Below are 9,611 nucleotides of genomic sequence, written 5' to 3'. Positions count from 1 at the left end.
CTTCCACCTCGCCGTGCCGGTCGACGACCTCGACCTCGCCCGGCACTTCTACGGCGAGGTACTCGGACTCGAACAGGGACGCAGCTCCGACACCTGGATCGACTGGAACCTCCACGGTCACCAGTTCGTCACTCACCTCGCCCCTGGCCGCTCGGAAGGGATCCACAACCCGGTCGACGGTCACGACGTTCCCGTGCCGCATTTCGGACTGCTGCTGACCGTGACCGGGTTCCACGAGCTCGCCGACCGGCTGCGCGCCGCCGGCACGACCTTCGTCATCGAGCCGTATCTGAGGTTCGAAGGCCTGCCCGGTGAGCAGTGGACGATGTTCCTGCGGGATCCGGCCGGCAACGCCCTCGAGTTCAAGGCGTTCGCCGACGACGACCAGGTCTTCGCGGTCTGATCACGGCGTAGTTCACGGCGCGGCCGACGGATGCCGGCAGGTCCTCGCCTGCCCGCACCGCGCCGGCCGTCACCGCACCGTCATCGACCGCGTCACTGCCCCTGGAGCTGGCCGAAGGCCTTGTCCATGAGCTCCTGGTTCTGCTGTCCCCACTGCTGGGCGGCCTGCAGCTCCTGGCCCGCGCCCGCCTCCTGGATGGCGTTCTCCAGGTCACCGAGCTGCTTGTCGGTCAACGAGAAGTTCTCGATGACCCGGGACAGTTCGGGGAAGTCCTCGCCGAACCCCTCCCGGCCGATCATGTGCAACTTCTCCGCCTCGCCCATCGACCCCTTGGGATCCTCGAGGTCCTTCAGGTCGTAACGGGAGTACGCCCAGTGCGGGTGCCACAGCGTCACGACGATGGGCTCCTGGTTCTGAATCGCCTTGTCCAATGCGGACAGCATCGCCGTGGTCGACGACTTCTGCAGCGTCATCGCCGAACCGAGCCCGTAGTCCGGGATCATCTCGGTCTCGACCAGCCGGGTCTCACCAGCACCGGGCTCGATGCCCGTGATGGTGCCCCCGAATTGATCTGCATGCTCCTTCAGGTCGGCGATCGAATTCACATCGCGCACGTACTCCGGCACGGCGATGTCGAGCGTCGCCTGGTCGTACCAGACGCCGAGGTCCTCGACCTGGTCGCGGTACTGCGCCCAGTAGTCCGAGTGCGTGGTAGGCAGCCACGCGTCCTGGAACAGGTCGATCTCGCCTTGCGCGACCGCCTGCCAGGTCGGCGCGACATCGAGCTGGCGGAGGTTCACGCTGTAGCCGCGTTCATCCAGTTGTGCTTTGAACAAGTTGGCCAGCGCGATGTTCTCGTCCCATGCGATGTAGCCGATGGTGAGATCGCCACCGCCGCCTTCCTCTCCGCCGCCGCCGCCGTCGTCACCGCCGTCGTCACCGCCACCGCAGGCGCCGGTGACCATGACCAGCAGCGCCGCCAATACCGCAGACAACGTGCGTGGTGTTCTCCTTCTCATCCGTCCGTCCTCCTTTCACCGAGGGCCGCGCCCGGTGCTCACGCCGCTCCTGCGAGCCGGCGTGCTCGACTGACCGCGGATTTCGCGGACAACGACGCGGTGATGCGGTCGAGATAGATGGCGAGGATCACGACACTCACGCCGTACTCGAATCCCGCGCCGAGCTGGAGCCGGGTCGTGGCCTCGAAGACGTCGGCCCCGAGCCCCGGCGTGCCGACCATGCCGGCGATGACGACCATCGACAGCGACAGCATGATGATCTGGTTGACGCCCGCCATGATCGACGGCATGGCCAGGGGAATCTGGATTCCCGTGAGAATGCGTGCAGGTGACGAGCCGAACGCCTCCCCCGCCTCGACCATCTCCCGATCGACCTGCCGGATACCCAGTTCGGTGAGCCGCACTCCGGGGGCGAGCGCGAACATCACGGTCGCGACGACGCCGGGGCCGACGCCGATGCCGAAGAAGATCACGGCGGGGATCAGGTAGATGAACTGCGGCACGGTCTGCAGGAAGTCCATGACCGGCTTGATCATCCTGCTCGCGGTGTCACTGCGCGCGCCGAGTATGCCGAGTGGGACGGCCACGATCACCGCCACGATGCCGGCCAACAGCACCAGCGACAGCGTCTCCATCGCACTGCCGTAGGAATTCAGTCCGTCCAGCAGGGCGAAGCCGATCAGTGCGGCCAGTCCGAATTTCCACCCGCGCAGCCACAGAGCCAGCAACGCGAAGACGAGGATCATCACCCACGTCGGAGCCCAGGTCAGCAGGTCGGCCAGCGAGGTGACCGAGGATTCGAGCCCTTCCGAGATCGCATCGAACAGCTCCCCCAGGTTGTCCTGTAACCACGCGACGAGTTCGGAGAACCAGTCCCCGAGGGGAATCCTCGGCACCTCCCAGTCCGTGACAGCCGGTACTGCGCGCATCAGCGATCCTCCTCAGATCCGGTGCGGTCGGGAGCGTGCTCGACCTCGCCCAGCGCCGCGAGCAGCGCCGACTGGTGCACGACTCCGATCAACGTTCCGCGTTCGTCCACGACCGCCAACGGCAGCGGCCCCGAGGCTGCGGTGAAGAGCTCACTCACGGCCGTGTCGGCAGGCACACTCGTCACGGGCCGTTGCACCGACTGCACGGTCGATCGCCCGTTCCGGACCGCCTCGTTCGCGTCCGTCTCCTGTACCGCACCGGCAGGTGCGCCCACGGCGTCGACCACCAGCACCGTCGGCACGTGCTGCTGCCGCATCAGGCGAAGCGCCTCGTCCGGGGAGGCCGACGACGGGACGGCGTGGAGCGGCTTGTCCATCACCGACCGCGCCGTCAGAACGCGGGCCCGGTCGACGTCCCGGACGAATTCCGAGACGTAGGGGTCGGCCGGCGCCGTGAGAATGGCCTCGGCCGTGCCGATCTGCACGATCCGGCCGCGCCGCATCACGGCGATCCGGTCACCGAGTCGCATCGCCTCGTTCAGGTCGTGCGTGATGAACACGATCGTCTTGCCGAGTTGCTGCTGCAGGGCCAGCAGCTGATCCTGCATCTCCCGGCGGATCAGCGGATCCAGGGCGCTGAACGCCTCGTCCATCAACAGGACGTCCGTGTCCGCGGCGAGTGCGCGCGCGAGCCCGACCCGCTGCTGCATACCGCCGGAGAGCTGTTCCGGAAGCCGGTCCTCCCAGCCGTCGAGCCCGACCATGGACAGCGCCCGCTGCGCCCGTTCGAGACGTTCCTCCTTGCCCAGCCCCTGGATCTGCAAACCGTATGCCGCGTTCTGCAACACGGTCCGGTGCGGAAACAGTGCGAAGTGCTGAAAGACCATGCTCATGCGCCGCTTGCGCATGTCGCGGATCTGGCGCGCCGACATTGCGGTTATCTCGACGTCGTCCAGATAAACCCGCCCGTGGGTAACGGGTAGGATTCCATTCAGCATCCGAATCAATGTCGATTTTCCGGACCCGGAAAGACCCATCACGACGAAAATCTCTCCGGAACGCACATCGAACGACGCATCGACGACGGCTGCGGTCGTTCCCGGCACCGCATCAGCGGAACCGTCCTCACTCAACAGGGCTCGGACAGCCTCGTCAGCACGGCGACCGAACACCTTGTAGAGGTTTTCCACCTGGATAGAAGGCACCTCGGTCCACCTTTCTGGCGGCGGCAAGGAAAACCGAGCTCCAGTTTAGTAGCCATTCCGGAAATTCATCGGGTGAGCTACCCAGGGACACCCTCCGAAAACAGCCTGTCACCACGTCGGAACAATCGACAAGATACAGAAACCAAGGATTCACTACATTTCGATCCTCGGTTCGAGAATAAATAACAGGGCGGGCGCGGGCCGCTGCCGCTCGACCGGCCCCGGCCGCCGCCAGCGCGGGGCCCTCACTCTGCCGTGATCAGCCTGTCCAACGCCGTCCTACCGGTCCGTCCGCGACTGCGCCGACACCGACCGAGGCGGGGACACGCCGGGACAGTCACCCACGACACCCGGCCGCGACGCGACAGCACCGGTGTCGACGGGACCGGGCACTGCCGGCTCGCTGTCGCACCGCGCCCCCGCGACGGCACAGCGTGCGGCCGCGTTTCGGCCGCGAACACGGGCCGGTGGGCGTGCGTCCGGGGAATCGCACGCCCACCGGTCGAGTGCGCCAGGAACCGCTCCTCAGGAGCTGTAGCCCTTCGGCGGGATCAGCGAGGCGAGCTGGTCGAAGGAGAGCCAGTACATCTGGTATCCGCTGAACGACGCGGGGTCCGCGATCTGCACCGTACCGTTCCGGTCGTCGTAACCGACCACGGTGAAGTAGTGGTAGATCGTCTGGTCCGACGGGTAGCCGGGAGGCTGGTTCCCCGGCGGGGCCACGATGTTGGCCACGATCGCGTCACCGGCGTTGATGTCGGTGACGATGTCGTTCCACAACCGGTCCTTCTGTGCCTGCGTCGGCGGATCGTTGGGCATCTCCGTCGTCGCGTAACCGCCGACGTAGTTGTTCATCACCGACGTGACCTGGCTGATGTGGTCCGTACCACCGGTGTGCGTACCCAGTTCCGCCGCCAGGTCGGCCTGACTCCGCTGCACACCTTTCGCCGACAGCGCGATCCGGGTGGCCGCCGGCCCGCACCAGTAGGACGTCTCCTGGACCTGGTAGTCGACATCGAGCGTGACCTCACCCGCCTGCGCGGCCAGCCACGGCGCCGCCTGCTGCTGCGTCGGCGCCTCCATCGCACCGACCTGCGCAGGCACCGCTGTGGACAGTCCGAGTGCGACCACGGCCGCGCCTGCTGCGACCGCCACCTTCCGCATCGTCATCCGACGGCTCCCATCTCGTCTCGTTCGGACATGCGCCGACACGCGCCCTTTTCGCCCGTTTCGGCAGCGTCAGAATAGAACCGAACGGCCTCGGTCGACACCCGCACAAGAGATGAAAGATGTGCTCGGGGGAAGAATTCCCCCACGGGTTCGAACCGGTCCGATTCGGGCCGCTACGGACAATTCTCCCGCCGGCGACCCTGCGCTCCACCTGGGCTGACACGTCCGGCCAGCCCAGCGGCAATGGTCCGAACAGCCCAGTAATCGCAAAGACTCCTGCGCATCGCACCCCCGTAACGGCCTGTTCATTGACCGGCAGACGTTCGTCGGTTATTTCATTTTGCTCTTTCGTGTGAAAGTGACGTCCGCCCCTGTGTGACGACTGCAGAAACGAGGCTCTGGGATGAGGACACGTGCCACCCGGTGGGCGGTGGGAGCCCTGTCGGCTTTCGCCGTCACCGCGGGGATGCTCGCACCGGTTCCGGCGACGGCGGACGTGCCGGCCGGTTACTACGACGCCGCCGAAGGCCTGACCGGCGACGAACTGAAGACGGCACTCAACGACATCATCAGCGACAGCACCCAGCTGTCGTACGACGAGGTGTGGGACGCGATCAAGGCGAGCGACGAGGACCCGAACGACCCGAACAACGTCGTCCTGCTCTACAGCGGCGAGTCCCGGAGCAAGGAAGCCAACGGCGGCGGCAGTGGCGACTGGAACCGGGAGCACGTCTGGGCCAAGTCGCACGGCGACTTCGGCACGTCCGGGCCGGGCGCCGACGCCCACCACCTCCGCCCGACGGACGTACAGGTCAACAGTGCCCGTGGGAACAAGGACTTCGACAACGGGGGCAGTGAGGTCGACGGTGCACCCGGCAACTTCACCGACGACGACTCGTACGAACCACGTGACGAGGTCAAGGGCGACGTCGCTCGCATGATCTTCTACATGGCGGTGCGCTACGAGGGTGAGGACGGCGCTCCCGACCTCGAGCTCAACGACCAGGTCGACAACGGGTCGCAGCCCCGGATGGGACGCAGCTCCGTACTGCTCGACTGGCACGCCGCCGACCCGGTGAGCGACATGGAACGCCAGCGGAACGACGTCATCTACGAGCAGTTCCAGAACAACCGGAACCCGTTCATCGACCACCCCGAATGGGCGGGCGAGATCTTCGGCGACGGGTCCACCACCCCCACCCCCGAACCGGAGCCCGAGCCGGGCTGCGGTGAGGCCTCGGACCTGGAGACCGTGGCCCTGTCCTCGCTGCCCGCGGACGCACGGGCGGCCGTGGAGGACGCGCGCAACGGCCGGACCGGCGAGACCTACGAGAACCGGGAGGGCATCCTGCCGGATTGCGAGGACGGCTACTACCAGCTGTTCCACGTCGGCCACTCGGACCGAGTGATCGCCGGCGACGGCGGCGAGTTCTACTACACGCCGGACTACTACGAGACGTTCCAGTCCGTCGACCTCGATTCCTGACACGGACCGACGAACTCCCGGGTCGGTGCTCGCCGCTGGGCGGGCGCCGACCCGTCGTCATGCCGGGGACGGCCGCGAGAGCCGCTCCTGCCCCCGATGACCCACCAGGCGCAGCGCGAACGTGCTGTACTGCCAGACCACCGCGTCCTCGGTGAGTTCGCCGTCCTCGCGGTACCACGCCGACACGCCCATGCCGAGGTCGAGCACGGCGTAGGAGGCGAGCCGCGCCGAGTCGACGTGGAACACCCCCTCGGCCACCCCGTCGGCCACGAGATCCCGGAAGCCGTGTTCGTACTCGGCACGCAACGTCAGCACGCGGGCGCGATGGGGTTCGACGAGGCTGCGGATCTCGCGGTTGCCGACGAACGCCTCGAGCCGGTGCCGTGCGTGGTAGCGCACATGCGCCTCGGTCGCCCGCCGCAGCCGCTGCGCCGGATCGTCGGAACTCGCCACGGCGGTGCGGTATCCCGCCAGCAGCGCCTCCATCGTCGTCGTCATGATGCGTGCCAGCAGGTCCTGTTTGGACTCGACGTGCTTGTACAGGCTGGGCCCGCGCATGCCGACGGCCGCGCCGATGTCGGCCATCGTGGTGGCGTGGAAGCCCCGTCCGGTGAACAGGTCGAGAGCGGCCGCACGGATGTCGTCGAACCGGTCCACGGCCCCTCCTCGATCCAGTCCGGCCGGTGTGGCTAATTGATCGTAGCCGATCGTCATGTACATGTCGCCTTCTGGAACAACACTTGCCCAGGATGCGGCGTGACATCTACAGTTCCGGCTAACAGCTATTAGCCGAACGGGAGTCGCCCATGGCCGTCGACCTCAGCCCTACTCCCGACGTCGCCGAACTCGTCGAACGGACGACGGCCTTCGTACGCGACGTCGTCATTCCCCCCGAGGAACGGCACGGCGGCGTCGCCCGCACCGAGGACGTCCGCACCGAGCTGCAACGGGCTGCCAAGGACGCCGGGGTGTTCGCCCCGCACGTCTCCCACGAGTACGGCGGCCACGGCCTCGACATGCGCGGCCGTGCCGCCGTGTTCGAGGCGGCCGGGTACTCGCTGTTCGGCCCGCTCGCGCTCAACATCGCGGCGCCCGACGAGGGCAACATGCACCTGCTCGAGGCGATCGCCACGGACCAGCAGAAGGAGCGCTACCTGCGCCCGCTGGCGACCGGCGAGGTGCGGTCGTGCTTCGCGATGACCGAGCCCGCGCCGGGTGCCGGGTCCGACCCGAACGCGCTCACCACCGTCGCCGAGCGCGAGGAGGGTGGTTGGCGGATCAACGGGCACAAGTGGTTCATCACCGGTGCCGACGGCGCGGCCTACGCGATCTGCATGGCGCGGACGTCCGGCACCGACGCCGGGAAGGCGGGCGCGACGATGTTCCTCGTCGACGCCGACAACCCCGGCATGCGGCTCGTCCGCCACATCGACACGCTCGACGAGAGCCTCTACGGCGGACACCTCGAGGTGCTGTTCGAGGACTGCCGGGTACCCGACGACGCGGTTCTCGGCGAGGTCGACGAGGGGTTCCGGTACGCCCAGGTACGCCTCGGTCCCGCCCGCATGACGCACTGCATGCGCTGGCTCGGCATCGCCCGGCGCTCGCAGGACATCGCGGTCGCCCGCGCGGCTGACCGCGAGGCGTTCGGCTCCCGGCTCGGCGAACTCGGCATGGTGCAGCAGATGATCGCCGACAACGAGATCGACATCGCCGCCTCGCGCGGGCTCATCACGCAGGCGTGCTGGGAACTCGACCAGGGCCGGTCGGCGGCACAGTCGACCGCGGTGGCGAAGACGTTCTGCGCGGAGGCGATCTGGCGGGTGGTGGACCGCTCACTGCAGATCTGCGGATCGCTCGGCGTCTCCGGCGACGTGCTGTTGAGCCGGTTCCTCCGCGAGGTCCGGCCGTTCCGCATCTACGACGGCCCCTCGGAGACGCACCGGTGGTCCATCGCGCGGCGGGTGCTCCGCCGCCACGACACGGAGGTACGCCGATGACCGCGACGTCCGCAGGCCAGCCGGGATCGTCGCCCGACGGTCTCGATCTGCCCGCACTCACCGAGTTCTTCGCCGCCCACGTCCCGGGCTTCGGCGGCACGCTGGATGCCGAGTTGATCGCGGGCGGCAAGTCGAACCTCACGTTTCTGCTGACCGACGGCACGCATCGCTGGGTCCTGCGCAGGCCGCCGCTCGGCAACCTGACCCCTTCGGCACACGACATGCTGCGCGAGTACCGGGTCGTCGCCGCCCTGTCCGGGACCGACGTGCCGGTCGCACCCGCGGTGGCCTACGACGACGCGGTGCTGGACGTGCCGTTCGCGCTGGTCGAGTACGTCGACGGGCCCGTGCTGCGCACCGAGCGGCAGCTGCACGAACTGCCGGACGCCGACATCGAACGCTGCGGGCACGCGCTCGTCGACGTACTGGCGTCGCTGCACTCCGTCGACCCGGATTCGGTGGGACTCGGCGACTTCGGCAAGCCTGCGGGGTACCTGGAACGGCAGGTGCGCCGGTGGTACGACCAGTGGCAGCGCGTGCGAACCCGCGACCTGCCGGACATCGACGCGCTGCACACCCGGCTGGCGCAGCTGTGCCCACCCGAGAGCGGGGCGTCGATCGTGCACGGCGACTACCGCATCGACAACACGATCCTCGATCCCGGCGATCCGGGGCGCGTGCGCGCGGTCGTCGACTGGGAGATGGCGACCCTCGGCGATCCACTCGCCGACCTCGGCCTCTACCTGGTCTACGCCGATCCGTCGTTCGCCCCGGTGCTGGCCGGGTCTGCGGCCTCGACCAGCGCGAAGCTGCCCTCCGCCGGTGCCGTGGCGCAGCGCTACGGCGATGCGAGCGGACGCGACCTGAGCCGGTTGGAGTTCTACCTCGGCCTCGGCTACTTCAAGATCGCCGTGGTGGCGGAGGGCATCCACGCGCGGCATCAGCAGGGCATGACCCGTGGCGAGGGTTTCGACCACGTCGGAGAGGCGGTCGCGCCGCTGGCCGCGGGCGGGCTGCGCGCGCTGAAGGGAGACATCGCATGAGCGGCGTGCTGGATCTGTTCCGCCTGGACGACAAGGTCGCCGTGGTGACAGGAGCGAGCTCGGGCCTGGGCGCGGGGTTCGCCGTCGCCCTCGCGGAGGCCGGGGCCGACGTGGTCCTCGCGGCCCGGCGCACCGGCCGCCTCGCCGAGACGGCCGAGCGGGTGCGCGAAACCGGCAGGCGCGCACTCACGGTCGCCACCGACGTCGCCGACGCGACCAGTGTCGAGGCGATGGCGGCCGCGGCGGTCGACGAGTTCGGCCGCATCGACGTGCTGATCAACAACGCCGGCGTCGGCACCGCCGTCCCGGCCCTCAAGGAGGACCCGGAGGAGTTCCGCAGGGTCGTCGACGTCAAC

The 9,611-nt window shown here is 68.2% G+C and carries 10 protein-coding genes and 1 pseudogene; 6 read left to right on the top strand and 5 right to left on the bottom strand.

The window, feature by feature from the left end:
- The coding region (locus FB384_RS26195; protein ID WP_183787530.1) for a VOC family protein at nt 1-403 on the top strand (403 nt) is incomplete at its 5' end.
- 92 nt (nt 404-495) lie between these two features.
- Here the strand turns inward: FB384_RS26195 and FB384_RS26190 are convergent.
- The 4 genes from FB384_RS26190 to FB384_RS26175 all read right to left on the bottom strand — a co-directional run bounded on the left by FB384_RS26190 (nt 496) and on the right by FB384_RS26175 (nt 4,726).
- The gene (locus tag FB384_RS26190; protein ID WP_183787529.1) at nt 496-1,422 is read right to left on the bottom strand and encodes a glycine betaine ABC transporter substrate-binding protein; all 927 of its coding nucleotides are present in this window, start codon (nt 1,420-1,422) and stop codon (nt 496-498) included.
- Nucleotides 1,423-1,460: 38 nt separating this feature from the next.
- On the bottom strand, nt 1,461-2,351 hold the full coding sequence (locus FB384_RS26185) for an ABC transporter permease (protein ID WP_183787528.1): 891 nt from the start codon (nt 2,349-2,351) through the stop codon (nt 1,461-1,463).
- Nucleotides 2,351-3,457, bottom strand: a complete 1,107-nt coding sequence (locus tag FB384_RS26180; RefSeq protein WP_372497765.1) for a quaternary amine ABC transporter ATP-binding protein — start codon at nt 3,455-3,457, stop codon at nt 2,351-2,353. Before FB384_RS26180 ends, FB384_RS26185 begins: the two co-directional genes overlap by 1 nt.
- Nucleotides 3,458-4,081: 624 nt before the next feature.
- Nucleotides 4,082-4,726, bottom strand: coding sequence for a C39 family peptidase (locus tag FB384_RS26175; protein WP_183787526.1), 645 nt, complete (start codon nt 4,724-4,726; stop codon nt 4,082-4,084).
- Between the two features lie 403 nt (nt 4,727-5,129).
- On the opposite strand from FB384_RS26175, the pseudogene FB384_RS26170 reads away from it, so the two are divergent.
- Nucleotides 5,130-5,906 (top strand): annotated as a pseudogene (locus FB384_RS26170) (endonuclease I family protein); the annotation flags it as partial.
- Nucleotides 5,898-6,212, top strand: coding sequence for a ribonuclease domain-containing protein (locus tag FB384_RS27025; protein WP_407676119.1), 315 nt, complete (start codon nt 5,898-5,900; stop codon nt 6,210-6,212). The pseudogene FB384_RS26170 and the gene FB384_RS27025, both read left to right, overlap by 9 nt.
- Nucleotides 6,213-6,269: 57 nt before the next feature.
- On the opposite strand, the gene FB384_RS26165 is transcribed toward FB384_RS27025, so the two are convergent.
- On the bottom strand, nt 6,270-6,869 hold the full coding sequence (locus tag FB384_RS26165) for a TetR/AcrR family transcriptional regulator (protein WP_258937795.1): 600 nt from the start codon (nt 6,867-6,869) through the stop codon (nt 6,270-6,272).
- A gap of 149 nt (nt 6,870-7,018) precedes the next feature.
- Between FB384_RS26165 and FB384_RS26160 the strand changes: the two genes are divergently transcribed.
- From FB384_RS26160 to FB384_RS26150, 3 genes are all read left to right on the top strand, one after another.
- Nucleotides 7,019-8,212, top strand: coding sequence for an acyl-CoA dehydrogenase family protein (locus FB384_RS26160; protein ID WP_183787523.1), 1,194 nt, complete (start codon nt 7,019-7,021; stop codon nt 8,210-8,212).
- Entirely contained in the window at nt 8,209-9,255 is a 1,047-nt protein-coding gene (locus FB384_RS26155; RefSeq protein ID WP_183787522.1) for a phosphotransferase family protein, read from the top strand. The genes FB384_RS26160 and FB384_RS26155 overlap by 4 nt, the downstream gene beginning before the upstream one ends.
- Nucleotides 9,252-9,611 (top strand): SDR family NAD(P)-dependent oxidoreductase (locus FB384_RS26150; RefSeq protein WP_183787521.1); only part of this gene is annotated, 360 nt, incomplete at its 3' end. The genes FB384_RS26155 and FB384_RS26150, both read left to right, overlap by 4 nt.

The sequence above is a fragment of the Prauserella sediminis genome (assembly GCF_014195435.1).
GTDB lineage: Bacteria > Actinomycetota > Actinomycetes > Mycobacteriales > Pseudonocardiaceae > Prauserella > Prauserella salsuginis.
Note: the sequence above shows the minus strand (reverse complement) of the source record. Positions and strands in the feature narration are given on the sequence as shown.

Coding starts and splice junctions, on each gene's coding strand:
- FB384_RS26190 (WP_183787529.1), bottom strand. CDS start 1,422: ATGAGAAGGAGAACACCACGCACGTTGTCTGCGGTATTGGCGGCGCTG.
- FB384_RS26185 (WP_183787528.1), bottom strand. CDS start 2,351: ATGCGCGCAGTACCGGCTGTCACGGACTGGGAGGTGCCGAGGATTCCC.
- FB384_RS26175 (WP_183787526.1), bottom strand. CDS start 4,726: ATGACGATGCGGAAGGTGGCGGTCGCAGCAGGCGCGGCCGTGGTCGCA.
- FB384_RS26160 (WP_183787523.1), top strand. CDS start 7,019: ATGGCCGTCGACCTCAGCCCTACTCCCGACGTCGCCGAACTCGTCGAA.
- FB384_RS26155 (WP_183787522.1), top strand. CDS start 8,209: ATGACCGCGACGTCCGCAGGCCAGCCGGGATCGTCGCCCGACGGTCTC.